The organism is Deferribacter autotrophicus (genome assembly GCF_008362905.1).
In the GTDB taxonomy this organism is placed as follows: domain Bacteria; phylum Chrysiogenota; class Deferribacteres; order Deferribacterales; family Deferribacteraceae; genus Deferribacter; species Deferribacter autotrophicus.
Genome location: NZ_VFJB01000010.1, coordinates 79,239 through 102,518, shown reverse-complemented (window position 1 = coordinate 102,518; position 23,280 = coordinate 79,239). Strand labels below are relative to the sequence as shown.

General features: G+C 32.3%; 23 protein-coding genes, 6 tRNA genes and 1 other RNA gene. 14 read left to right on the top strand and 16 right to left on the bottom strand.

The window, feature by feature from the left end; genetic code table 11:
- Nucleotides 1-47: 47 nt before the first annotated feature.
- Both FHQ18_RS12330 and FHQ18_RS12325 read left to right on the top strand, forming a co-directional pair.
- Nucleotides 48-1,811 (top strand): aldehyde ferredoxin oxidoreductase family protein, encoded by a 1,764-nt coding sequence (locus tag FHQ18_RS12330; protein ID WP_149267473.1) that lies wholly within the window; start codon nucleotides 48-50, stop codon nucleotides 1,809-1,811.
- A gap of 11 nt (nucleotides 1,812-1,822) precedes the next feature.
- The gene (locus FHQ18_RS12325) at nucleotides 1,823-3,187 is read left to right on the top strand and encodes a 3-oxoacid CoA-transferase (protein WP_149267472.1); all 1,365 of its coding nucleotides are present in this window, start codon (nucleotides 1,823-1,825) and stop codon (nucleotides 3,185-3,187) included.
- 36 nt (nucleotides 3,188-3,223) lie between these two features.
- Here the strand turns inward: FHQ18_RS12325 and FHQ18_RS12320 are convergent, their stop codons facing one another.
- Complete coding sequence (locus FHQ18_RS12320) at nucleotides 3,224-6,211, bottom strand: ABC transporter substrate binding protein (protein WP_149267471.1); 2,988 nt, start codon at nucleotides 6,209-6,211, stop codon at nucleotides 3,224-3,226.
- Between the two features lie 241 nt (nucleotides 6,212-6,452).
- Here FHQ18_RS12320 and FHQ18_RS12315 point away from each other — a divergent pair.
- The 7 genes from FHQ18_RS12315 to ssrA all read left to right on the top strand — a co-directional run bounded on the left by FHQ18_RS12315 (nucleotide 6,453) and on the right by ssrA (nucleotide 8,646).
- Nucleotides 6,453-6,541: transfer RNA gene (locus FHQ18_RS12315), tRNA-Leu, on the top strand.
- 861 nt (nucleotides 6,542-7,402) lie between these two features.
- Nucleotides 7,403-7,478 (top strand) — tRNA-Lys (locus FHQ18_RS12310).
- Between the two features lie 4 nt (nucleotides 7,479-7,482).
- Nucleotides 7,483-7,557 (top strand) — tRNA-Glu (locus tag FHQ18_RS12305).
- 8 nt (nucleotides 7,558-7,565) lie between these two features.
- Nucleotides 7,566-7,638 (top strand) — tRNA-Val (locus tag FHQ18_RS12300).
- A gap of 8 nt (nucleotides 7,639-7,646) precedes the next feature.
- Nucleotides 7,647-7,721: transfer RNA gene (locus tag FHQ18_RS12295), tRNA-Asp, on the top strand.
- 76 nt (nucleotides 7,722-7,797) lie between these two features.
- On the top strand, nucleotides 7,798-8,253 hold the full coding sequence (gene smpB / locus FHQ18_RS12290; RefSeq protein WP_149267470.1) for an SsrA-binding protein SmpB: 456 nt from the start codon (nucleotides 7,798-7,800) through the stop codon (nucleotides 8,251-8,253).
- 46 nt (nucleotides 8,254-8,299) lie between these two features.
- Nucleotides 8,300-8,646, top strand: a transfer-messenger RNA (tmRNA) gene (gene ssrA / locus FHQ18_RS12285).
- 144 nt (nucleotides 8,647-8,790) lie between these two features.
- Here the strand turns inward: ssrA and FHQ18_RS12280 are convergent.
- From FHQ18_RS12280 to FHQ18_RS12250, 8 genes are all read right to left on the bottom strand, one after another.
- Entirely contained in the window at nucleotides 8,791-8,997 is a 207-nt protein-coding gene (locus FHQ18_RS12280; protein WP_149267469.1) for a hypothetical protein, read from the bottom strand.
- Between the two features lie 176 nt (nucleotides 8,998-9,173).
- Nucleotides 9,174-9,347, bottom strand: a complete 174-nt coding sequence (locus FHQ18_RS12685; RefSeq protein ID WP_188020420.1) for a hypothetical protein — start codon at nucleotides 9,345-9,347, stop codon at nucleotides 9,174-9,176.
- Between the two features lie 431 nt (nucleotides 9,348-9,778).
- Nucleotides 9,779-10,450: an ABC transporter ATP-binding protein gene (locus FHQ18_RS12275; protein WP_149267468.1), complete on the bottom strand. Its 672-nt coding sequence runs from the start codon at nucleotides 10,448-10,450 to the stop codon at nucleotides 9,779-9,781.
- Nucleotides 10,451-10,465: 15 nt separating this feature from the next.
- Complete coding sequence (locus FHQ18_RS12270; protein WP_149267467.1) at nucleotides 10,466-11,629, bottom strand: ABC transporter permease; 1,164 nt, start codon at nucleotides 11,627-11,629, stop codon at nucleotides 10,466-10,468.
- 32 nt (nucleotides 11,630-11,661) lie between these two features.
- Nucleotides 11,662-12,096, bottom strand: a complete 435-nt coding sequence (locus tag FHQ18_RS12265; RefSeq protein WP_149267466.1) for a DUF2318 domain-containing protein — start codon at nucleotides 12,094-12,096, stop codon at nucleotides 11,662-11,664.
- A 71-nt stretch (nucleotides 12,097-12,167) separates the two neighbouring features.
- A complete protein-coding gene (locus FHQ18_RS12260) occupies nucleotides 12,168-12,977 on the bottom strand; it encodes an FTR1 family iron permease (protein ID WP_149267465.1) in 810 nt (269 codons plus the stop codon).
- 124 nt (nucleotides 12,978-13,101) lie between these two features.
- Nucleotides 13,102-13,347 (bottom strand): SHOCT domain-containing protein, encoded by a 246-nt coding sequence (locus FHQ18_RS12255; RefSeq protein WP_149267464.1) that lies wholly within the window; start codon nucleotides 13,345-13,347, stop codon nucleotides 13,102-13,104.
- A 43-nt stretch (nucleotides 13,348-13,390) separates the two neighbouring features.
- Nucleotides 13,391-13,834: a PepSY domain-containing protein gene (locus FHQ18_RS12250; protein ID WP_149267463.1), complete on the bottom strand. Its 444-nt coding sequence runs from the start codon at nucleotides 13,832-13,834 to the stop codon at nucleotides 13,391-13,393.
- Between the two features lie 85 nt (nucleotides 13,835-13,919).
- Between FHQ18_RS12250 and FHQ18_RS12245 the strand changes: the two genes are divergently transcribed.
- Complete coding sequence (locus tag FHQ18_RS12245) at nucleotides 13,920-14,972, top strand: hypothetical protein (protein ID WP_149267462.1); 1,053 nt, start codon at nucleotides 13,920-13,922, stop codon at nucleotides 14,970-14,972.
- 126 nt (nucleotides 14,973-15,098) lie between these two features.
- On the opposite strand, the gene FHQ18_RS12240 is transcribed toward FHQ18_RS12245, so the two are convergent.
- The 7 genes from FHQ18_RS12240 to FHQ18_RS12210 are packed head-to-tail and all read right to left on the bottom strand — an operon-like array spanning nucleotide 15,099 to nucleotide 20,946.
- A complete protein-coding gene (locus tag FHQ18_RS12240) occupies nucleotides 15,099-16,652 on the bottom strand; it encodes a fatty acid--CoA ligase (RefSeq protein WP_149267461.1) in 1,554 nt (517 codons plus the stop codon).
- Nucleotides 16,652-17,239: a Maf family protein gene (locus FHQ18_RS12235; protein WP_149267460.1), complete on the bottom strand. Its 588-nt coding sequence runs from the start codon at nucleotides 17,237-17,239 to the stop codon at nucleotides 16,652-16,654. Before FHQ18_RS12235 ends, FHQ18_RS12240 begins: the two co-directional genes overlap by 1 nt.
- An 8-nt stretch (nucleotides 17,240-17,247) precedes the next feature.
- Nucleotides 17,248-17,748, bottom strand: a complete 501-nt coding sequence (locus tag FHQ18_RS12230) for a Gx transporter family protein (protein WP_149267517.1) — start codon at nucleotides 17,746-17,748, stop codon at nucleotides 17,248-17,250.
- A complete protein-coding gene (locus FHQ18_RS12225) occupies nucleotides 17,732-18,085 on the bottom strand; it encodes a NusG domain II-containing protein (RefSeq protein ID WP_149267459.1) in 354 nt (117 codons plus the stop codon). The genes FHQ18_RS12230 and FHQ18_RS12225 overlap by 17 nt, the downstream gene beginning before the upstream one ends.
- Nucleotides 18,075-19,031, bottom strand: a complete 957-nt coding sequence (locus tag FHQ18_RS12220) for an FAD:protein FMN transferase (protein WP_149267458.1) — start codon at nucleotides 19,029-19,031, stop codon at nucleotides 18,075-18,077. The genes FHQ18_RS12225 and FHQ18_RS12220 overlap by 11 nt, the downstream gene beginning before the upstream one ends.
- Nucleotides 18,992-19,975, bottom strand: coding sequence for an AmmeMemoRadiSam system radical SAM enzyme (amrS, locus tag FHQ18_RS12215; protein ID WP_149267457.1), 984 nt, complete (start codon nucleotides 19,973-19,975; stop codon nucleotides 18,992-18,994). Before amrS ends, FHQ18_RS12220 begins: the two co-directional genes overlap by 40 nt.
- Nucleotides 19,972-20,946 carry a polyprenyl synthetase family protein gene (locus FHQ18_RS12210; RefSeq protein WP_149267456.1) on the bottom strand — a complete coding sequence of 325 codons (975 nt, stop codon included), beginning with the start codon at nucleotides 20,944-20,946 and terminating at the stop codon, nucleotides 19,972-19,974. Before FHQ18_RS12210 ends, amrS begins: the two co-directional genes overlap by 4 nt.
- Nucleotides 20,947-21,088: 142 nt before the next feature.
- On the opposite strand from FHQ18_RS12210, the gene FHQ18_RS12205 reads away from it, so the two are divergent.
- The 4 genes from FHQ18_RS12205 to FHQ18_RS12190 all read left to right on the top strand — a co-directional run bounded on the left by FHQ18_RS12205 (nucleotide 21,089) and on the right by FHQ18_RS12190 (nucleotide 23,134).
- On the top strand, nucleotides 21,089-21,772 hold the full coding sequence (locus tag FHQ18_RS12205) for a hypothetical protein (RefSeq protein WP_149267455.1): 684 nt from the start codon (nucleotides 21,089-21,091) through the stop codon (nucleotides 21,770-21,772).
- A gap of 14 nt (nucleotides 21,773-21,786) precedes the next feature.
- Nucleotides 21,787-22,173: a RidA family protein gene (locus FHQ18_RS12200; protein ID WP_149267454.1), complete on the top strand. Its 387-nt coding sequence runs from the start codon at nucleotides 21,787-21,789 to the stop codon at nucleotides 22,171-22,173.
- A complete protein-coding gene (locus tag FHQ18_RS12195) occupies nucleotides 22,170-23,024 on the top strand; it encodes an NAD(P)-dependent oxidoreductase (RefSeq protein WP_149267453.1) in 855 nt (284 codons plus the stop codon). Before FHQ18_RS12200 ends, FHQ18_RS12195 begins: the two co-directional genes overlap by 4 nt.
- A gap of 37 nt (nucleotides 23,025-23,061) precedes the next feature.
- A tRNA-Gly gene (locus FHQ18_RS12190) sits at nucleotides 23,062-23,134 on the top strand.
- The last annotated feature ends 146 nt before the right edge of the window (nucleotides 23,135-23,280 follow it).

The following is a 23,280-nucleotide window of genomic DNA, read 5'->3' as shown; positions in this document are numbered from 1 at the left end:
TGAATTTAAAGATGAAATAATGTTATAATTTAACTGGGAGGTGGAAGATGTTACCATTTTACAAAAAATATCTCTTTATCGATTTAAATTCTAAAAGTTATGAAGTTAGAGATTTGTCTGATGATGTATTGGATAGTTATGGTGGGGGCAAAGGGATAGGTACGTATCTTCTTTATGAATTGAATCCGGAAGGTGTGGATCCTTTCTCGGAAGATAATCATCTGATAATAAATGTGGGACCGGCTGCTGATCAGAAGGTTTGGGGGAGCTATCGTTTTGGTGTTTACACAAAAAGTCCTCTTACCAACTGTTATGTGGATAGTACTGCAGGTGGTAAACTTGCAAAACCGATTTCCAGGACAGGTTATGATGCCATTGTGATAAGAGGAAAAAGCAACGCTCCTATTTTTCTTGAGATTTCCGATAAAGAAGTGAAGTTTCATGATGCCTCTGATTTGTGGGGTAAAGATACCTATTATACGGAAGATGAACTGAAGAGAAGAGTGGGGGTAAAAGGGGCTGGTGCCATAGTGATTGGGCCTGCCGGAGAAAATCTTGTTAAGTTTGCTTTGGTGGAGAATGATTATTGGAGAAGTATTGGTAGAGGTGGTATTGGTGCCGTTTTTGGAAGTAAGAAGATAAAAGGGATAGTTTTTCATGGTAATGCAAAAAGAGAGATAGGTTTTCCGGATGAGCTGGAAGAGTTTTTTAAGTTGATTGGTGAAAAAGGTAAAAATGATCCTATCTCATTGAAATATAAAGAATTTGGTACTGCCATGGGGGTGTCTTTATTAAATGAAGTGGGAGCGTTTCCTACCAGATATTGGCATAAAGGGAAATTGGATGGTTTTGAAAATATTACCATTGAAAGGCAGAAAGAGATTTGTGATGTTGTACCTAAAGCTTGTCCAGCATGTTTTATTTCTTGTGGAAATCTTACAAAAACAAGACCTGACAGTAAATATCCTGGCATTATTTTGGAAGGTCCCGAATACGAAACTCTTTATGCTTTTGGAGGTCTTTGCTGTATTAGAGACATAGAAGATATTATTTATATTAATGATAAATGTGACAGATTAGGAATTGATACAATTACAGCAGGAAACATTGTTGCTTTTGCTATGGAACTATCAGCTATAGGTAAAATAAAAGAGAGATATGAATATGGAAATGTAAATCATGTCATTGAACTGATTGAAAAGATTGTTTATGGGGATGGTGTGGGAGAGATATTGAGCCACGGAATAGAGTATGCGGCTAGATATTTTGATGCAGAAGATCTTGCTATCCATAACAAAGGGCTTGAGCCGGCAGGATATGATCCGAGGGCTTTGAAAGGGACTGCTCTTGGTTATGCCGTATCTTGCAGAGGTGCCTGCCATTTGAGAAGCGGATTTTACAAAGCGGAGTTGAGTGGCGTAATAGATCCTGATGTGCTTGAGGGTAAGGCCGAATTGCTTGTTGATTGGGAAGATAGGTTTTGTATTTTCGATACGTTTATTTTGTGTAGGTTTTTCAGAGATACTTACTTATGGGATGAGACTTTGAAACTCTGGCAAATGTTGTATGGAGATAATAGCGTAACAAAAGAAGAGTTAAAACAGCGTGCAAATAAAATTATTTCATTAGCAAAAAAGTTTAATATAAGGGAAAATCCTGACAAGATTTTTTCTCTTGATAAACTACCAAAGAGGCTTTTTGAAGAGCCTTTGGAAAGTGGCAAAGTTTTAAAAGAAGATGAGTTTAATAGATTATTGCAGGATTACTATGCATTGAGAGGGTGGGATAAAGACGGGGTACCAAAAGATTAAAGGAGGAAACAATGGCTGAGATTTGCAATTCGGTAAAAGAAGCTTTAAGAGATGTTCTAAAAGATGGAATGGTGATTGCTGCAGGTGGGTTCGGCTTGTGTGGTATCCCGGAAAATTTAATTAACGCCATTAAAGAGTCTGGTGTCAAAAATTTGACCTTTGTAAGTAATAATGCAGGAGTTGATGATTTTGGTCTGGGGTTACTGCTTCAAACAAGACAAATAAAGAAGATGATTTCCTCATATGTGGGTGAGAACAAAATTTTTGAACAACTGTATTTAAATGGAGAACTTGAGTTAGAGCTTGTTCCCCAAGGTACATTGGCTGAAAGACTGAGAGCTGGAGGAGCAGGCATACCTGCTTTTTATGTCAGAACAGGATATGGTACAATTTTAACAAAGGGTAAAGAAATAAAGATTTTTAATGGTAAAGAATATGTTTTAGAGAAGAGTATTGTGGTAGATTTGGCCATTGTAAAGGGGTGGAAGGCAGATAAAAAAGGGAATGTGGTTTTCAGATATACGGCAAATAACTTTAATGCAGTGTGTGCAAAGGCGGCAAAATTTACAGTGGTTGAGGTGGAAGAGATAGTAGAAACTGGTGAGCTTGATCCTCATTATATTCATCTGCCAAGTATTTATGTGGATAGATTAGTTGTGGGTGAGCAGTACGAAAAGAGAATTGAACAGCTTACAACTTTGGAAAATATGAAAGAAGCCAAATTTAATGAGAAAAGGGAGTGGATGGCAAAAAGGGTTGCCCAGGAACTTAGAAAGGGGATGTATGTAAACCTTGGTATTGGTATGCCTACTTTGGTAGCAAACTTTATTACGGATGATATGGATATAACTTTGCATTCGGAAAACGGTTTACTTGGAATAGGACCATTTCCGGAGACTGCGGCCGAGGCAGATGCAGATTTAATTAATGCCGGGAAACAGACCATTACATATAAAAAAGGTGCATGTTTCTTTGATTCTTCAGAATCTTTTGCCATGGTGAGAGGTGGTCATATAGATTTGACTGTTCTTGGTGGTATGCAGGTGAGCAAAAAAGGGGATCTTGCAAACTGGATGATACCTGGAAAGATGGTCAAAGGGCCTGGTGGTGCTATGGATCTTGTTAATGGTGTTAAAAAGGTTATTGTAATGATGGAGCATGTGACCAAGAATGGATCTCCGAAAATTTTAGAGGAATGTAGTTTGCCTATTACAGGCAAAGAAGTTGTGGATATGCTTGTTACTGATAAAGGGGTATTTACCATAGATAAAGGTGGACTAACATTAATAGAGATTTCTCCATTTTCTAATTTGACTGATATTAGAAAATATACCGGTTGCGAATTCAAGGTTTCTGATAATTTGAAGACAAATTAATTTAACATTTTAAGGGTGGTATTATATACCACCTGTTTAATTATTTAGAGTTTCTAATATGTCAATCAGCTTGAATGGTTTTCTGTAAAATTTTACATTATCGTAATTTAATAAATCGCTATCTGCTGCATTAATTCCGTAACCTGAAATCATAATAATAGGTTTATTAAAACCTTTACTTAATAAAATTCTAACAACATCATTACCTGAAAAACCTGGCATGCTTATATCTGTGGCTACTAAATCAATTTTATCTTTATGGTTTACAATATATTTTACAGCTTCATTACCATCTGAAAATGGTACAACGTCTATATTAAGAGCTTCGCAGCTTATTTTGACACCTTCAAGGATATCTATATTATCATCGATAAATACTATCTTTTTAATATTGTTACCACTTATTTTATTGTTTTCTTTTGATTGTTCATAATTATCTTCAGAAGCATCATTAAGCAGAGGTAAATAAATTATGAATTTAGTATACTTTTTATATTCACTTTTAACAATAATGTATCCATTAAATCTTTTTATAAAACCATAAACCGATGATAATCCAAGTCCTGTTCCTTCCCCAGATGGCTTTGTAGTGAAAAATGGTTCAAAAATTTTACTTTTATCTTTTTCTTTTATTCCTATTCCATTGTCTTCTATGGTTATTTCAACATAACAACCTTTTTTTATTGTAAAATCTTCAATTTTGACATTTTCACTAAAACATTTTTTATCTAAAGTAAGCTTTAATTTTTTTTCCTTTTTATTGTCGTTAAGCAAAGCATACTCTGCGTTTTTTAATAAATTTAAAAACATTTGTTCTAAAAGAATGAGATCGGTATTAATAAACAATTTTTTCTGTTTTACCTCTACTGATAAATCAATTGAGTCGTTTATGATTCTCCTAAATGTATCTTTTTCATCTTCCACATATCTAGAAATATTTAACTGAATAGTTTTACTTTCACTTTGTCTACTAAATGCTAGTAGTTGGGAGATAAACTGAGAACCTCTGTTGATACTATCAAGTATCTTTTTTAATATTATTTGGTCTTTTTCATCAGTTAGTTTCATTTTTAAGTATTGGGTGTAATTTGAATTTACAGCTAAAATATTATTAAAATCGTGAGCGATACTACTGGAAAACTTCCCTAATAATTCAAATTTCTGATTCGCCATCATCTGTTTTTCATACTTTTTCAACTCGGTAATATCTGTACCAAATTTAATTACAATATCTTGATTTTTATACTTCATTTTTGTTATAACCGCATTTTCATAAAAGATTGTTCCATCTTTTCTTTTGTTTATAAACTCTCCCTGCCAGAATCCTTTTTCTTTCAAAGAATTCCATAAATCATTATAAAATTCTTCATTATGTTCTTTGCTTCTAAACTCCCTAATATCTTTGCCTATTAGTTCATCTTTTTTAAATCCCATTTTGTCAGCAGCAAATTTGTTAACTTTTAAAATTTTACCTTGCATATCAGTAATAACAATAATCAAAGGAGAGTTTTCAATTATATATTCAAAAAAAGATAATTCCTCTTTATGAATAAACTCATTAGTTATATCTTTTAAAACGCTCAAGATTCTAAAATTTCGACCTTTTTTAAATAGTGTGGCGGATAGTAAAAAATATCTTTTCTCATTATTTCTATTTTTTAGAACTCTAAGATAATTATTTATTTGTCTGTTTAGTAAAATGTCATTGATAAACTTATCTCTTTCTTTTTCGTCATCATAAAAGAATTTTATATTCAATTGTAAAAGTTCATCTTTATCAAAACCTAAAATTTCTTTAAACTTACCATTTATATTATGAATGTTACCTTTCTCATCGGTTTCGATTATTATATCAAAGGTATTATCAGTAATTATTTTATACCTTTGTAAAATGGTCTCAGTCCTTATTTTATAGAGAGTTATTGTTGTCAAGACAGCGGTAATGGTTAATAATAGTGAAATTATGATATAAATATTCTTCTTTGGTATTTTTATAAAGTTATTCGGCTTGTTAATGATTATGCTATTTTCTGGCAGTGATGTAAGTTTAATGCCAAATTTTTCCAGATATTTATAATTAAATAACCAGCGATTTGCTTTTGTTGATGTAATAATATCCAAATTTTCAGGTGAGATATTATCTTTTAATATCTTAATTGCATATTGAGCAGCTAACCTTCCTTGTTCACTTGCATTTACAACTTTTCCTCCTACTGCACCATCACTATAAACTACAATATCCCATAGCGTATAAAATGGAGCAGGAATTTTATCAGCCAAATATTTTGATGCTTTATTAATTAAAAGAAATTCACCATTCTTTAAACGCAGACCAGAAATAACAATAAAAGCAACATTTTTAACATTTTTATATTCTTTAACTAAATCATCTAAAAATTTATTTTCAACGATTTCTAATTTTAATTCTTTTTGAGTTGAGTTTTTTATGTAATCCTGAACAACACCTTTATTGTAATATTTATAAACCAAAAAGTGAGTATCTCCTAAAAACAGGATTTTTTTAATTTCTGGATGAAGTTTATTAATAATATTAATTGTTTCATCCACACTGAGATCTTCTCTAACACCGGTGATATCCCTGTAATTTCTCAATAAGGATTTTTTAAAATGATTAATTCCGCAAAAGATTACAGGTATATTTTTGAAAATTTTATCTTTTAAATCCACGATAATATTTAGAGCAGTATTATCTGCTACAATTATCAAATCAATTTTTTTGTTTTGATATTTAAAAATCAGATTGTTTTTAATTAATTTAAGATATTGTGGAGAGTTAAACCTTTTTGTGTCTAAATATTCTGTAAAATATTCAATATCATTATATTTTGATAATACCTCTTTTATCTTTGAATCAATTGTAGATGTCCATGTGTATTCCGGATGATATGAATGTAAAATCAAAATATTTTTATGTTCTGCAAACGCTAAGATACTAAATGCAAAAAATAAAATTACAATGAAAATAATCTTATTTTTTAAACAGTTATTCAATAAATATAACATAATTATTATATAAACTATTATAGCATATAATTTTGCTATTCAAATAAAATTTCTTTGTTAAATCCTTTTAATTGTTTTTTATCGTTTGAAGTATATTTTAATTACGGTAAATAGTAGATAGATGTTTACCACTTTAATTAATTTTTTCTTGATAAATCTTTGTATCTATCTACTTTTTTGCACTTGACAAAATTTGGCAAAAAGCTTAAACCTCTTTCTGTATTAGTAAAATAGTTCTATTGCCCAAGTGGTGGAATTGGTAGACACGCAGGATTCAGGATCCTGTGGGAGTAATATCCCGTGGGGGTTCGAGTCCCCCCTTGGGCACCATAATTCCTTTTAGTTATCAACTTGTAGATTCATTTTAAACTTTATTGTTTTAATCCAAGTTTTCCATCTTTTAATGTAACTTATTGAAAATTCAGGTTAAGGCTTAGGTTTAGATTAAGGGGATAGAAAAATGATAAATGATGAATTTTGAACTCGTGGAATAAGGTTTTTGCATATGTTTTTTTGAGATATAAGTATAAGGTTCATTACTTGTAAGCTAAAATTTGCAATTTAGTATTCCAAGGGTTGAACCTTGAACATTGAACCTTGAACACGTGTAATAAAGCATTTGTATAGTATATTGGCTACGCACAACTCAAGTTTTATTGTTCGGAAATTACAATGCGTACGGTATTATTACACGTGTTGAACTTTGAACTTTTCCTCTCTTACCATTTCCCTATCTTCCCTCTTTCTCTCACAACCATTATAACCCCTATTACTTTTGAAAATATCTTCATATTTTTTGGCAAAGCTGGGTTAAAATTAAACTGAAAAAAATGTGTAATGAGATAGTTATAAGAGCGAGTATCAGAGAATAGATTCTATAATGTCTTAGTAAGTGCTTTACATACATTCACGGCTATTTACCAAATAACTACCTGGAAACTTCCAAGGAGATATTTTTAGTTTGTTTCCAACATTAATTTGGATAGCTGCTACCAGGTTGGGCAATGCTTTTTGTGAGTTCTCCCTATGAAAAAAATGTTGTTGGATGTTGATTTTAAAGGGTTTGTAATCAAAAGAAAAAAAATATGTAAAAAAAATTAAAAATTTTGAAAAAACTAGTTGACTTTATTCATTTGTTTTGTTATATGTTCAATCCCGTCGGGCGATGAGGCCAGACGGAAAAAAGAGAGTGAGCCGTTAGCTCAGTAGGTAGAGCAACTGCCTTTTAAGCAGTGGGTCGCAGGTTCGAAGCCTGCACGGCTCACCATTAAGTCCCCATCGTCTAGCCTGGCCTAGGACACCGGCCTTTCGAGCCGGTAACGGGGGTTCAAATCCCCCTGGGGACGTAAATCATGGGCGGTTAGCTCAGCTGGGAGAGCACCGGCCTTACAAGCCGGGGGTCGTAGGTTCAATCCCTGCACCGCCCATTTTTTATGGGGGCGTAGTTCAGTTTGGTTAGAACGCCGGCCTGTCGAGCCGGAGGTCGCGAGTTCGAGTCTCGTCGTCCCCGTTGGGAAAGCCATCTCGGTAAAAACGAGATGGCTTTTTTTATTTACAAAACTTGTTCCTAGAGGTATATTGGTTTTATGAAAGTTTTGGCTACAAATAAAAAAGCATTTCATGATTATGAAATTATTGAAAAATATGAAGCAGGGATAGTTTTAAAGGGGACAGAAGTAAAGTCTGCTAAGAATGGGCGAATTAATTTACGTGATTCATTTATCAGGATAAAGGATGGTGAAGCTTTTTTATTGAATTGTCATATATCCCCGTATGAGCAAGGGAATATTATGAATCATGACCCTACAAGAACAAGGAAACTGCTTTTACATAAAAGAGAAATTGAGCGTTTAGCTGGTAAAGTGCAGGAAAAGGGATTAACACTTGTTCCCCTTAAAGTGTATTTGAAAAATAACTTAGTGAAAATAGAAATAGCACTTGCTAAAGGTAAAAAGTTGTATGATAAGCGTGAAACAATCAAGAAAAAAGATTTAGAAAGAGAAATTTCACGCACTTTGAAAAATAAATACAAAATAAAATAAAATAACTTGAAAAGTAGTAAATTTGGTATAAATTTTAATATGTCGAGGGGGCGTAAGGTTTCGACGGGGAAAATGTAGGTTTAAGGCGCATGCCGAGGTCTGGCACCTCGTAAAACAGCCAGACAAAAATAGTTGCAAACGACGAACTTGCACTCGCTGCTTAATTAATGCAGCGACGTCCACACAGGGTTTGCCTGCGGCTCTGTGATGGGCGCCAACTTAGCAGGCTGGTCCAAAGTGACGCCTCTAAGCTTTGGACGAGAATTTAGAGGCTTGCTGCTGATTGGGCCTGCCTGTGGGCACATCAGCAGGACTTCAAAACACAGGCTAAGCATGTAGTGCCTTAAGCTGAAGTTTCCTCGGACGCGGGTTCGAATCCCGCCGCCTCCACCAAAAAGCATCTATATCTTATTTATAATTCATCAGAAATTATCTAGAATTTTATTTGTAGGGACAACTTGATGCAAATCTCTTTTAGTAAGTAGTTAAATTTGCTGTATGTTTAAACAAGTTATAGAGCTGATAAAAAGTTATTTTTTATTTTAGATCTAACACCATAGCATCTATATAATCGATCAATCCAACTGGAGGAGTTATATGGATAATTTGGTATGACATAAAGCCTTTTTCTCCTATGAAGGCATAATTGTTACCTTCTGAAAGTATTTCATATTTATTATTTTCTTTTCTTTTTTTGTAAATATTGATGATTTCTGAAGATGAACCTTCTATAATATCGCTCATAAATAAAAAGATTTGTTCTGCTTTTTTAAAGTAAATAAGATGATAATTAACGGTTCTTTTGTTATTTACAATAATTAAATTTATAATCCTTGTTTCATCATTGGCAAATTTACTTTTAGCAGGAGTTTTGTTTGTAATCCACTTAGCAAACCAATCATTTGTGAAAGAGGTTTTAGTTATATTATATTTTCTTTTGCTTTAGATTTGTATTTTGGTGTGACCTCCAAAGCATTTATAATATTGTCTATAACTTTTAATTGATCAGCAGATGCAGCTGCCATTTCGTCTAATGGATAAACATTGTAACTTAGTATGATAAGCAAAGTAACAAATATAAATATTTTTTTCATATTGTTCTCCTTTTAATGATATCTTACATTATTTTTAGCTAACGGAATAATTATACCTTAAAGATTGTATGATTATTCCTTTATTAAGATTGCCTTGATAAAAAATTATAACATATTTTTATTATCTTTTCAGAATTTTTTTATTTTTTTGAAAAATTTCAGTATGGCAAATTAACCTGAACTAGTTTTTAGGATCTAACTGTCTGTTAAATAAGTAGATTCTGAAATGAGTTCAGAATGTCATAATAACAAGAACTGAGTTTTTTTGTAATATCAAAAAGTTAGCATCAATTACGATGTAATGGTCTTTGAAAATATTAATGAAATAGGGGTAAGCTAGATTTATAGCACTTGATTTGTTTGCACTTAAAAGGATAATTGTTTGAAAAATAACCTGGACATCTAGTCCAGGTTATTTAAGTAAAGTTTAACTAATTTATAGATTTGATAATCCCATCTTCCATTTCGATTACTTTTGAACAGTTTTTTGCGTAATTAATTTCATGGGTTACCATAACTACAGCGATTCCTTCATCATTTAAGTTATGTAAAATTTTTATGACTTCATCACCATTGGCTTTATCGAGACTTCCAGTAGGTTCATCAGCAAACAGAACTTTAGGTGATTTTACAATAGCTCTTGCAATTGCAACTCTTTGTTGCTCACCTCCAGAGAGTTGCCCAGGTAATCTGTTTTCTTTTCCCGCTAAGCCTACTTTAGCAAGTGCTTCTTTTGCTTTTTCATATTGTTTTTTAGTGACAGGTTTAAAATTGCTCATAAAAGGTAACAACACATTCTCGATGGCAGTGAGATAAGGCATTAAATGATGGAATTGGAATACTATTGAAAAATCTTTAAGTCTTAGATTGTTTAACTCTTTTTCTGAAAGTGAAGTGATATCAATGTTGTTGTATAAAATAGTACCCTCGTCTGGTTTTAGAAGAGTTGATAAAACGTTAATCAAAGTACTTTTACCTGATCCAGATCTACCAACAATACATACAAAATCACTGCTATTTATTTCTATGGATATGTTTTTTAAAACTAAATTTTTAATACCGTTAGAACTGTATGATTTATATATATTTTTTGCAACTAACATTTTACTACTCCTACTTTATAATTGTATCAGAGCTTCTGATGGTTCAATTTTAGAGGCTTTAAGTGCTGGAAAAGAAGCAGATACCGTAGAAATGATAATAACACCAATTACTACTAATAGAAATTCGACAAAATTGAATTTTTCAGGAGCAACGTTGTTAATTTTTAGTATAGATAATCCATAAAAGGTGAATAAATAGCCTAATATATATCCGCAAATACCTGAAATTGATCCCATCAGCATCGCTTCAAAGCTAAAAATGTTGAAAATATTAAATTTCGAATAACCTAGTGATCTTAATAATCCAACTTCTTTTTTTCTTTCATTTACAGATGCAAACATAAACATTGCAATCATAAAACAAGCAATAACCAAAATCACTACGCTGACAGAATATGCTAATTTTTCTACAAATTTGATCGCTGACATACGTTGTTTTACTATGCTTTGAAGTGCTTTAATATCAGTATTAGGAAGTTTTTCAGATATTTGTTTTACTATATCATCAATGGGACAACCTGAGCAAAGAGCTGAGACTTCAATAAAGTTTGCTAAATTTTCTAATCCAGAGATTTTCTGAAGTTCATCGATATCCATAAAAATAACATTATCATCATCTGTCCCAGTATTATTCAGGATACCCGATATTTTGTATTTGGTATTTTTTAATTCGACTATGCTGCCAAGCGTTAAATTTAAGGTTTTTGCGACGTTTTTGCCTATAAGAATTTCATTTTTGTTTTCAGGAAATTTTCCATTAATACTCCAGTAACTTTTAATTTTTTTTTCTTCAGACCATTTTATACCTATTACTCCTACATGTTTATCATTTATTTTATAAAGGGTAATAAGTTTTGGTGCAATAGAGCTAATGTTTCGGTTCAATTCGATATTTTTAATTTTTTCAACACTTTCTTTCACTGGTAAATATTTTACAGTGTAAGAAAGGTTTCCCAGATCAAATCCTCCATAAGAAATTTTTAATTTTTCTGTTTTGGGATAAATAATAATATTTGCACCAAACTCATTTAATTTTTTTTCTAAACTTTTTCCTACTACTTTTGAAATATTGTTTAATGTAACAATTGATGTTATTCCAAAAGTAAATACGGTAATTAATAATATCGTTCTTAATAATTTTCTTTTCAGATTGCGTAATGGTATTGTTAACAAATTCATTGTTCAAACTCTTAGCTTTAAATCAAAATTGATTAAAAATAAAATGAACCTTGCAAGATGTCGTTAACTTTTATGTAAATAAAATTTTTGTCATAGTTTCTTTTTAATGGAGCTGGATTGCAACCGCCTTTCACTTCATTTATTTTAGATTCATGAAATCGTTGACCACAATTATTACATATTACAAAATCACCTTCCTGACGGTATCCTTTTTTTTCTGGATAACAAACATCGCATGCGTCAAAAGCTGCCCTGATTGTACCATGGTTGTCTGCAAGAATAAAAAATTTTATTTCTTTATTAGGCGTTTTGTAAACATAATAATGAATTTTCCCATCATTAACTTCATTAACAGGGATTTTTACAATACCATTTTCAGCGGTGACATTTTTGTATTTACCGCCACCACATGAAATTAATATAAACAGTACTAAAAGGCTTAAAACAAGATTTCTAATTTTTAGCATTTTTATCCTCCTTTTATATCATATTGGTTTGATATGAATTATTTTTAAAAGTTCAGTTATTTTATAAGAGTTCAACTTCTGAGATTTTTTCTTTTCCATATAAAAATAGTGGAAAGAAGCATAAAAATATAACTAAGCACTTCCAACAAAGATGGGTTACCGTTGTATCCAAAAAGAGTTTTTAGAAAACTGCCAATTAAGCCGTTTTCGTGAAATGGATGTGTTTTGTCTGCTGGATTTATATCCCATACATGTTCTATAATAACAGGGATAACTCCAGCTTCTTGAAGCTCATGTATACCATGAGCAAAAAGTCCTGCAGAAAATAAAATTAACAGAACAGAGGAAATATTAAAAAGTGTTTTCAGATTAACTTTGTACAATCCTTTATATACCACAAACCCAGTAAAAGCCCCAATTATAATTCCTAAAAGAGCAAAGATTATTTGATTGAAATCTAAATTTGTCATTGCTGCGTTTAAAAATATAACAGTTTCAATCCCTTCTCTAAGTATTGATATGGTTACAAGAAATAGTATTCCCAAGGCAGTACCTGTTTTTAATGCATGATCTACTTTATTGGTTATTTCCTGCGTAATGTTTTTCTTTGTGGACATCCATGAAATTACTGTAGCAATTAAAAGTGCCCCAATAATCATTGTTATGCCTTCAAAAATTTCTTCAGCTTTACCTTCAAATCCACCAGCTATTGCATTGAAAATTATAGCTCCAATAATGCTCAGAAAAATTCCAGATATTATTCCAATATTTACATGTTTTTTGTAATGCTGATTTTTTGTTTTTGTTAGATAAGCACAGATTATACCAACAATAAGCGCTGCTTCTAAAGTTTCCCTAAAAGTTATAACAAAACTTATCATACCAACCTCCTATGAATTTTGAGGTTATATATAAGCAATAATGTTATATGTCAATAAAAAAGTTAGATTAATAAAACTTTTAAGGCCATTTTCTATGGTTAAACTGTAATCAATAAAATAATTTTTAATCTTCTATGTCTCTTTTCATATCGATATATTCTTCTTTTGTTATTTCACCCTTTGCATAGCGTTGATTTAATATTTTTAAAGCCTCATGTGAGCTCGACTCTTTGATATTTGAGTGTGATGTAAAACCTTTTATCAGATAAATTAATGCATAAATGATAGCAATTAATATAACAAGCCAGATAATCATATTAAATATGCCCATAAAACCAAATCCGTATCCACCACCAAATCCGTGAATCATTGCTTACCTCCTTGTTAAAAAAAGAGGGGAGGTTGCCCCTCTTTTAATTATTGTAGTCAGGAAAAGGCCCTCTGACAAAACCCCAAGGGTTTACATGAAATTCAAATTTGTTACCTGCAGAATCTACAACATCAACTTCATACATTGTTCCCATTGGCACTCTGAATTTCTCAACTTCTTTTATTGTGTAGCCTTTAAAATTTTCTTTCAAAACTTTTTCCACTGCTTTTTTTGCATCTTCTTCTGTGATCTGTTTTACAGGGCCTTGAAAACCTGCGCCGTAACCGTAGCCCATGCAATAGCCTGGACCATAGCCAGCACCTGGGGCATAACCTTGATTGTAACCTGGTCCCATCATACCACGACCCATCATTCCAGGTCCCATTCCGTATCCATAACCAAAACCTCTACCGAATCCTGGTCCTTGAGCAAAAGCTAAAGTTGCTCCAAAAACTACTATTGTTGCTAAAATTAACAGTTTTTTCATAACTGCACCTCCTAATGTTTTTTTCAACGTTTACATTTATATTTAGAGCATAAAGGATGCCAGAATGCCAAAAGTTGATAACTGATTGATATTTAAGGGAATAGCTAGAATAGCGTTACTTGGAAGCTGTGTAAAATTTACACAATTGTGTAAATTTTACACCAAGTTTAAAAATATTTTTGAAGATAGTTACCATAAGGAACCTTATGGTAACTATGAAGGTAAAGTGGCAATGAAATCTGTTCAAAAACACATGGATAAGATGGAATGTTATGCATGTCATTCTTCATGGGTACCTCAATGTTATGGCTGCCACGTGAAGGTGGATTTATCTAATGGTAAAACAAATATAGACTGGGTTGCATCCGGTAATGTACCAGAAAGATATAAAAATGGTTTAACTGCGGATGCTCCATTAGGAAAACCGGGAATCAAATCACCAGGTAAAGCTATGGAATCAAGATCATATTTGAGATGGGAAGATCCTGTACTTGGTTATAATGGTGAGAATCGTGTAACTCCACTTATGCCAGGATGTCAGGTAACTTATACTGTTATTGGACCTGATGGTAAGGTGTTAATAAATAATCGAATTGAATACAGCTATGATGAAGCTAAAGAACGAGGGCAGAAAGAGCCACCGTTAGCGATTGATATGGCACCTGTTCAACCTCATACAGCCCAAAGAAAAGCAAGAACTTGTGAGAGCTGTCATACAAATCCAAAAACTGTTGGTTTAGGTATAGGTGGTGGTCTATTTGGTAAATATGATGAGGATATAGTGGAAGATTTAATTGATGCAAAAACATTTAAGCCTATACCAAAGAAATACCAAGTTCAAATACCTGGTATTCCACAACTTAAGTTTGACTGGTCACAGATTGTAACCAGAGATGGAAAACAGCTTGCCACTGTAGGTACACACTGGCCACTCAGTAGACCTTTTAATAAAAAAGAAATTGATACTATACTAAAAACAGGTACATGTATGGGTTGCCATCAGAACATGAGTAAAGAGCAGCTCTGGAAGAAAGTTAGTACAGATGGCCAATTGGATGTAAAACAGCATCTTGAGATGATGAATCAGATAATTGAATACCTTGGTAAGAATGGGGTTAAACCTAGTAAATTAAAGTAAAATCTTCTAATTAAAAAAATGGGGGAGCATTTCGCTCCCCCATTTTTTTATTGAATTTAAATTTATCGTCTGTTAAATTTGCAACAACAGCTACTTGCACTTATTTCCTTTGGTATTCTGAATTTTTCAACTTTTTTTATTTTGATAGTCTTTTAAAACTAGTTCTTTTAGTTTTCTCTTTAACACTTTTCCAGTAGCTGTCATAGGTAATTCTTTAGTGAAAATTATTTTCCTTGGTAATTTATAATTTGCAAGGTGTTCTTTAAGATAGTTTTTTATATCCTTTTCTTTTAGTTCTGCACCATCAGCTGGCATTACATATGCAACAGGAACTTCTCCGCTTGCTTCATCTGGTATTCCTATTACTGCAGCTGCTTCAACCCCTGGGTACTGATAAAGGAGCTCTTCTATTTCCCTTGGGTATACATTTATCCCTTTTACAATTATCAAGTCTTTTTTTCTATCAACGATATAAATAAAACCATCTTCATCCAATCTTGCCATATCTCCGGTAAATAACCATCCGTTTCTGATTGCTTGTGTAGTGGCTTCTGGTAAATTCCAATAGCCTTTCATAATATTTGGGCCTTTTACTATCAACTCACCTATCTCACCAACAGGTAGCTCTTCTTCATCGTCATTGACCACCTTCACTTCAACACCTGGCAGAGGGAGTCCCACAGAATAAGGCTTTTGCCATTCTAATCTATTAACAGAAACAACGGGGGACGCTTCAGAAAGTCCATATCCTTCAATAATAGGTTTTTTAAATCTCTCTTTAAAAACATTTAAAATCTCTTCAGGTAAAGGTGCACCGCCACTTGCATGTATTCTTACAGGATAAAGAAACTTAATAAACCAATTTGGTAATTTTGCTTTTGCAAGGGCTGAATAAACCTGAGGAACACCTAAGAAAAAGGTAGGTCTTTTAAATAAGAGTATATTTTTAAATTTTTTACTTCTTAATTCCAATACTGAGCGCAAAATAATGATTGAGCAACCTAAAAAAGTAGGAAGTAGCACACAGGTGGTGAATGCGTAGGAATGGAACATAGGAAGGAACAGTAAAAATCTGTCTCTTTTTTTGACTTTAAAAGCTTGAGTTGTACTATGGCAATTTGAAAGAAGGTTTTTATGGGTTAACATTGCGCCTTTTGGATTACCGGTTGTTCCCGATGTATATATGAGAACAGCTAACTCTTCCATGTCATAATCGCATGGCAAATTCTCGTCTGATTCATTTGCCATTAATTCATTTAAATTTACTGAGTAAGAAGAGGAAAAATCGTAGGTCAAAATTTCCTCTAAAGAATTTGTGTTACTTTTTAAGTACGGGAAAAAGTCTTTATAATTCTCTGATGAAATTAAAAATTTTACTTCACAATCATTCAGAATATATGTAATTTCTTCTTCTTTCAAAAAATTATTTATAGGTACAGCCACAGCACCACATTTTGTAATTCCAAAAAATGAAAATATGAACTCTGGAGAATTATCAAGGAGGATAGCTACTCTGTCACCTTTTTTCAGACCAAGACGAAGTAAAGCATTGGCAAGTTTATTTGTTATTTTATTTACTTGGTTAAATGTGTATTTTTGATCTTCAAAAAAGATGTATTTTTTGTTTTTATACCTTTTAGCATTTTTTGTTAGCATATCAGCAAGATTTTTAAATTCCACTATAACCCCCTATATGGACTTATTCCTATTTCTTTAAAAACATCAAAAAGTTTTGAAACAGGCAAACCTACCACATTTTCGTAGCTACCTTCAATCTTTTCTACGAGTAAGCATCCCATACCCTGAATTCCGTAGGCTCCTGCTTTGTCAAAAGGTTCATCATTTTCTATATACCATTCTATCAAATCATCATTTAAATTTTTAAAATAAACATCAGTGATGTCATGAAACTGCTTTATAAACTTAGCGTTTTTATTGATTACAGCTACACCAGTAATGACCTGATGTTTTTTTCCACTTAAGAATTTTAACATTTTCACAGCATTTTCTTTTGTAAGAGGTTTACCAAGCACTTTACCTTCACATACTACAACAGTATCTGCTCCAATTATAAAAGCTTCATCATAAATTCTTGCAACATCGTAAGCCTTCATTGTGGCAAGTCTTATTACTTCATCCACAATATCTTTATCTGGGTTAAGTTTTTCTTCTATGGTGGAAGTAACATACTGAAAATTTATTCCAAGCCTTGAAAGCAAAGCTCTACGTCTAGGTGAACCACTTGCTAATATAATCTTTTGATACATTTTATGCCTCAATAATTATTTAAAATCTTTAAAATCTTATATGTTATTATTCCTGTTAATATACCTGTTAGCACGGATAACAAAGAGAAATAAGGGAAAATTTTAAAAATTGCAAGATTTTTTATAAAAAGCTGTTTAGCTACAAAAAATTGTATTAGTATATGAAAATAAGCCCCTAAAGCTCCTGTAGATAAAGGTGTTGAATAATTTTTTGTTAAAAAAAAGTAAACATACATGATTAAAAATGAGATTAAAGAGGCTGGTAAACCAAGCGCAATTTTAACTATAAAGTTTCCTGTGAAGATGGGGACAATTAATGACTTTAATGTGACAATGGCAAGGGAATAACTGAAACCGAGTGTATAAATGGATAGCATTACTCCGATATTACTCAAGCCAAGTTTTACTCCCGGTAAAGGCAATGGTATAAAGTTTTCAAGGTAGCCAAGAATTACTGTTATGGCTGAGAAAATGGATAAAAGAGCTAACTTTTTATTTTGAGATAGCATCGTACTCACTTTCTTCGCATTCTATTATCAATGCCACTCTGTTTGGAATACAAACAGTAGCATCGTTACAATTAGATATCCAGCCTGTTTTGACACAAATTTGTAGGGGGCAATTAGATTTTAAAATACGGGCTTTTTTTTCATCAATTTCAATTATTATGTTTTTATTAAAGCTGGCTTTTAAATCGATGATTTTCTTTTTAAATGAGAGTTCTATTTTTTTATCGTCCACAAGGAGATAAAGATGTTTTTTCCCGCTATTTTTTTGAAAAAGTGGGTAGATAGATATAATAACAAGCAAAGTAACCATGATAATATCAAGAGGTTTAATTTTCATAAGATTCCCAGGAGCATAATTTGATAAGTTTGTTATCAATAGTGTATACAAGGGTAGGGGCGTTATATTTTTTACATAAATCTTCTATTTTTTCTAGAGATAGTAAAAAAAAGAGAGTACTGAGGCCATCGGCCATTTCAGTAGTATCTGCTATGACGGATATGCTTTTGTAATTATTAGCGGTTTTACCTGTTGTGGCGTCAAATATATGAATGATTTTTTCCCCGTTTTTAGTGATGAAAAAACGTTCGTAATTTCCACTGGTAACCACAGCTTTATTCGAAACGTTTACAATACTCAAAAATCTGTTTTCAATATCAGGATGTTTTATAGCTATACGCCACTTTTTTCCATTTTTTAAGCCGAGTGCAAAAAGATCTCCTCCGGCGTCCACAATGGCACTTTCAGTACCGTTTTTTTTCAATAACTCGATTGCTTTATCTACGATATACCCTTTTGCATAGGCTCCCATATCGATTTTGAGGTCTGTTTGTTTGATTACATAATTTTTATCAAATTGTATATTCTTGAAACCAAGTTTTTTCTTGGCAGTGTTTAATTCTTTATTTGTAGGTACTTTGAAAGGTCCTTCGGGAAAACCGTACAGAGAAGTAAGAGTGTAAATGGTAATATCAAACTTATGTTCTGAAAGATTGTAAAAAAATTGAGCCTTTTTAAAAAGTTTGTAAATTTCATCATCAATTACAATTTTAGAGTGGGTAGGGGATGAATTAAAATTATCATAGAAACTTTTTATCTTATCTTCTTTTTTTTTTATAAGTTTATATGTTTTTTCGAAAAATTCGCTTTTTGACTTAGGTAGTGTAATATTTAAAATTGTTCCAAGTGCATAGTAGCTATTGGTTTCATAACTATTTTGGCTTGAGCAAGAGATAAGTGTAAAAATTATAAAACAAAATAAAGCTTTTCTGAGCACTCTGGACATACAGGTTCTTTTATGTGACATTTTGTTAAATAAAAATCACGCTTCACTAAAAGATGATTGCACTTTGGGCAAAGGGTATCTGTTGCATCTTCTATTTGTACATTACCTATATAGACATATTTTAAATATTTTTTGGCAATTTCATAAAAGTTTTTCAATGTTTCTAGTGGTGTGGGCGGTTCATTGAGCTTGTAATTTGGGAAATATCTTGAAATATGTAACGGTATGTCACTACTTATGCTTGCAATCCACCTGCACATATCATCAAAAGTGTCTGAATTATCATTTTTATTTGTCACTACAAGATTTGTTAATTCTATATGGCTACCATTTTTAAACAGGTATTCAATAGTATTGAGAGTAGTGGTTAAATCGCCGTTAATCCATTTGTAAAAATCATTTGTAAACCCTTTGAGGTCAATATTAGCTGCATCAATATATGGAGCTAATTCCATCAAAGGTTCACGATTTATCTGTCCGTTTGTAACAAAAACATTTTTAAGTCCTGCATTTTTAAAAACTTTTGCACAATCAAGTATAAATTCGTACCAGATAAACGGTTCGTTGTAAGTATAGGCAATACCTATTGAGTGGTTCATGGTAGCGATTTCCTTCAAGATATCAGGATTTATTTTTTCTCTATGTGTTATTGTTGTGACTATTTGCCAATTTTGGCAGAATGGACATTTAAGATTACACCCGTTTGTACCTATTGATAAAATGTTTGATGAAGGGTAAAAATGGTATAGGGGTTTTTTTTCAATGGGATCAAGTGCTAGGGAGCTAACTTCATTGTATGAAGTTTGATAAAGTGTACCGTTTTCGTTTTTTCTTATTAAACAAAGTCCAGTTTTACCATCTTTGATTACGCAGTTATGGGGGCAAAGTTTACATTGTACTTTATCATCGGATAGTTTGTCATAATATTTTGCTTCTACGTTCATCGATCTCTCTTAATTACGTATTCACTCAAAAATAGGAGTGCCTCTTTATATTTAGAATCAGGAAATATATCTAATTTAATTTTAGCATCATTGATGAAATTGTCCACAAAATCTTCTGCTTTTTGCTTAATATCATATTTATGTAAAAGATCTATTATGTAGTTTAGATTTTCATCATTATGATTTTCATCAAGAATAATTTCATGAAGTCTCTTTTTCTCCTCTTTTGTGGCAATGTCTCTTAAAAGCAGAAGTGGAAGGGTCATTTTACCTTCTTTTAAATCGGTGCCAGGCTTTTTCCCAGTCTTTTTTTCATCGCCAAGATAATCCAGTATATCATCACTCATCTGGAAGGCAATCCCTACAAGCCTGCCAAATTCTTTTAAGTTTTCCCTTTCTTCTAAAGATGCTTTAGCAAGTACTGCTCCTATTTCACAACAGCTTGAGAAAAGAACAGCTGTTTTGCAGTATATGATTTTTAAATAATCTTCCATGGTTAAATCGAAATTTGCCGTTTTTACTAATTGAAATACTTCACCTTCGCTCATGGTTTTGGCGGCATTGGCAAGAATCATCTGTACATCACTGTCGCCATCTTTAACAAGATTGACGAAAGCTCTTGAGTAGAGGAAATCTCCACATAATACTGTTATATCGTTTCCAAATACGTTATTAGCTGATTTTCTACCTCTTCTATATTTTGCGCCATCAATAACGTCATCATGAAGTAAAGTAGCAGTATGAATATACTCAACAACTCCGCTTAAGACGATAGCACGTTCACCTTCATACCCTGCTATTTTGGAAGAGAGGATTAAAAAAATTGGACGAAGTCTTTTCCCTCCACTTTTAAAAACGTAGGATGCAACTTCGTTTACCATTTGAACTTCTGAATCTAGGTTTTTAAGTAATTCTTCTTCTACTTTTTTTACGTCATCTTTAACAAGTTCCATAACTTCATTTAATGTCATTTCAACCCTCTTTATAAACTTTTAGTTACTCGTAAAAACGAGTAAGATTATCTTATTGAAATGTTTGTTCAAATTATATATCTTAAAAATGCGTAACAGTAAATTAAAATTTAACTGTTAATAATCTAAAAAGGTGACTGTGATGAATTTTACACAAATAGAAGAGGATTATCTTACTTTTTTAAAGCTTTTTGATGGACTTGATATAGAAGCAGGATATGGTTTAACAGCGTGTGATATATCGTTTAATGATTATATTACGGCAAAACATCTTGCTGATAAAAAAAGCTTTAAAAGGATTTATGTGGTCAGTAAGGATAAGATGCAAAATTATAAAAACACTATCCCTGTGAGATATGAAGTAAACCTTGCCTATACACTTTCAAAAGTGAGAGTGGATTATCTTATGTCTTTATGCGGTACATTCAATTTTCAGCCTTTATACGATGTTATTTATGCTATTAATTTGAGCATGAATGTAGGTGGTAAATTCCTTTTTGTAGTATATCCTCAGGTGTATGGGAAAAATGGTAAGAATGCTCTTGAAATTTTAAGTGCTGGTAGTGAAATACCTGTTTATGAAAAACTAAAGAGATGGTATTCTTCTTTAAAGAATGGTTTAAACAATATTTTTATAAATTTGAAGGAAGACGAGCTTATTCAGGATATCAGCATGGATGAGCTTAAAAAGTTTTTTGCACTAAAAAATTTTAAACCTTTTTTATTTAAAAGCGATAACGAATTTACAAAATTTTTCAAGCTTCTTGATAGGATTGATACAGAATTTTATTTTGTCTGGAAAGTAATTACCGGTATGAAAATTTAGTGTTGGAGGTTGTGATGGAATATATTAATACTCCAAGAGCACCAAAAGCAATTGGCCCTTATTCTCAGGCAGTTAAAGTTGGCAATATGCTTTTTATTTCAGGACAGATACCAATAGATCCTTCAACCAACGAAATTTTAAAATCAGATATTGAATCTGAAGTGAGTTTAGTATTGAACAATCTTTTGAAAATTGTGGAGGATGCAGGTTTTTCCTTGTATGACATAGCAAAAGTAACGATTTATCTCAAGGATATGGACAATTTTGCTAAGATAAATGAGGTTTATGCAAAAGTTTTTGATAATCACAGACCTGCAAGAGCGGTAGTTGAGGTTTCAAGATTACCTAAAGATGTGAATGTTGAAATAGAGGCTGTGTGTGTAAAGGAGATTAGGGGATGATAAAGGTTGGTTTTATTGGGTTTGGTAAGCTTGGTTCTGCAATGGTGGAAAATCTGTTAAACCACAAAGTGGAAATAGTGGGGTGGAACAGAACAAAAGAGAAAATGGAAAAATATGATATTATAAAAAAGGATATGCCTTATCAGATATGGGATGAGGGAATAGATATAGTCATCTTAAACCTTTACGATAGTCAAAGTGTGAAAGAGGTATTGTTTGGTGATACGGGACTTTTTTCTAAAAATGTTGAAGGTAAAATTGTGATTGACACAACTACTAATCATTTTAAGGATGTGGAAGAGATTGCTGAGAAAGTAGAATCTAATAAAAATTTTTATGTGGAGGCTCCTGTTATTGGTAGTGTTGTTCCAGCAAAGAGTGGTTCGCTTACAGTTCTGGCTGGATGTAAAAAAGTGATTTTTGATAAAGTGGAGCATATTTTGTCCCTTTTTGGAAACAAGGTATTTCATTTTGAAAAAATTGGCGTGGCTACAAGATTTAAGCTTGTAAATAATATGGTGCTTGGGAATTTTATGGCAGTGTTGAAAGAGGCTGTACGTGTATGTGAGCTTATAGGTATGGATAGGAAACTTGCTATTGAATTATTAGAGAATGGGGCAGGTGATAGCCTTGTTTTAAGAGGTAAAAAATTAAAGATCCTTGAGAAAAATTATGATCCCCATTTCGATGTGAATACATTAATAAAAGATCTTGAGTGTTATTATGACCTTGCAAGGGATGTAGGTTTCCCTTCAGTTTTGTCATCAATGGTTAAGGAGTTGTATAGAGAACTTAGTATAAATGGTAAGGGTGATAAAGATTTTGCTGCTATTGTGGATGAATTATATTGACAACGCACTAATAATTTTATAAATAATTAATTCTGATGCGGGCGTAGCTCACCTGGTAGAGCGCAAGCTTCCCAAGCTTGAGGTAGCGGGTTCGAGCCCCGTCGCCCGCTTTTCTTTTTTGTCTTCCTAAATAAAGAATAGTCTAAGAATAAGTTATGAAAATCTACAATAATTTTTTCGTTGCATTCCTCAGTTTTTAAAGATAATCTATTTATTGCAAGCCACCTTATTAGTGTAATATGTTATTATTTTGTAA

Excerpts from the sequence above, each read along its gene's own strand:
- FHQ18_RS12330 (WP_149267473.1), top strand. The coding sequence starts at position 48 with ATGTTACCATTTTACAAAAAATATCTCTTTATCGATTTAAATTCTAAA.
- FHQ18_RS12325 (WP_149267472.1), top strand. The coding sequence starts at position 1,823 with ATGGCTGAGATTTGCAATTCGGTAAAAGAAGCTTTAAGAGATGTTCTA.
- FHQ18_RS12320 (WP_149267471.1), bottom strand. The coding sequence starts at position 6,211 with ATGTTATATTTATTGAATAACTGTTTAAAAAATAAGATTATTTTCATT.
- smpB (WP_149267470.1), top strand. The coding sequence starts at position 7,798 with ATGAAAGTTTTGGCTACAAATAAAAAAGCATTTCATGATTATGAAATT.
- FHQ18_RS12280 (WP_149267469.1), bottom strand. The coding sequence starts at position 8,997 with ATGAGCGATATTATAGAAGGTTCATCTTCAGAAATCATCAATATTTAC.
- FHQ18_RS12685 (WP_188020420.1), bottom strand. The coding sequence starts at position 9,347 with ATGAAAAAAATATTTATATTTGTTACTTTGCTTATCATACTAAGTTAC.
- FHQ18_RS12275 (WP_149267468.1), bottom strand. The coding sequence starts at position 10,450 with ATGTTAGTTGCAAAAAATATATATAAATCATACAGTTCTAACGGTATT.
- FHQ18_RS12270 (WP_149267467.1), bottom strand. The coding sequence starts at position 11,629 with ATGAATTTGTTAACAATACCATTACGCAATCTGAAAAGAAAATTATTA.
- FHQ18_RS12265 (WP_149267466.1), bottom strand. The coding sequence starts at position 12,096 with ATGCTAAAAATTAGAAATCTTGTTTTAAGCCTTTTAGTACTGTTTATA.
- FHQ18_RS12260 (WP_149267465.1), bottom strand. The coding sequence starts at position 12,977 with ATGATAAGTTTTGTTATAACTTTTAGGGAAACTTTAGAAGCAGCGCTT.
- FHQ18_RS12255 (WP_149267464.1), bottom strand. The coding sequence starts at position 13,347 with ATGATTCACGGATTTGGTGGTGGATACGGATTTGGTTTTATGGGCATA.
- FHQ18_RS12250 (WP_149267463.1), bottom strand. The coding sequence starts at position 13,834 with ATGAAAAAACTGTTAATTTTAGCAACAATAGTAGTTTTTGGAGCAACT.
- FHQ18_RS12235 (WP_149267460.1), bottom strand. The coding sequence starts at position 17,239 with ATGTATCAAAAGATTATATTAGCAAGTGGTTCACCTAGACGTAGAGCT.
- FHQ18_RS12230 (WP_149267517.1), bottom strand. The coding sequence starts at position 17,748 with ATGCTATCTCAAAATAAAAAGTTAGCTCTTTTATCCATTTTCTCAGCC.
- FHQ18_RS12225 (WP_149267459.1), bottom strand. The coding sequence starts at position 18,085 with ATGAAAATTAAACCTCTTGATATTATCATGGTTACTTTGCTTGTTATT.
- FHQ18_RS12220 (WP_149267458.1), bottom strand. The coding sequence starts at position 19,031 with ATGTCCAGAGTGCTCAGAAAAGCTTTATTTTGTTTTATAATTTTTACA.
- amrS (WP_149267457.1), bottom strand. The coding sequence starts at position 19,975 with ATGAACGTAGAAGCAAAATATTATGACAAACTATCCGATGATAAAGTA.
- FHQ18_RS12210 (WP_149267456.1), bottom strand. The coding sequence starts at position 20,946 with ATGACATTAAATGAAGTTATGGAACTTGTTAAAGATGACGTAAAAAAA.
- FHQ18_RS12205 (WP_149267455.1), top strand. The coding sequence starts at position 21,089 with ATGAATTTTACACAAATAGAAGAGGATTATCTTACTTTTTTAAAGCTT.
- FHQ18_RS12200 (WP_149267454.1), top strand. The coding sequence starts at position 21,787 with ATGGAATATATTAATACTCCAAGAGCACCAAAAGCAATTGGCCCTTAT.
- FHQ18_RS12195 (WP_149267453.1), top strand. The coding sequence starts at position 22,170 with ATGATAAAGGTTGGTTTTATTGGGTTTGGTAAGCTTGGTTCTGCAATG.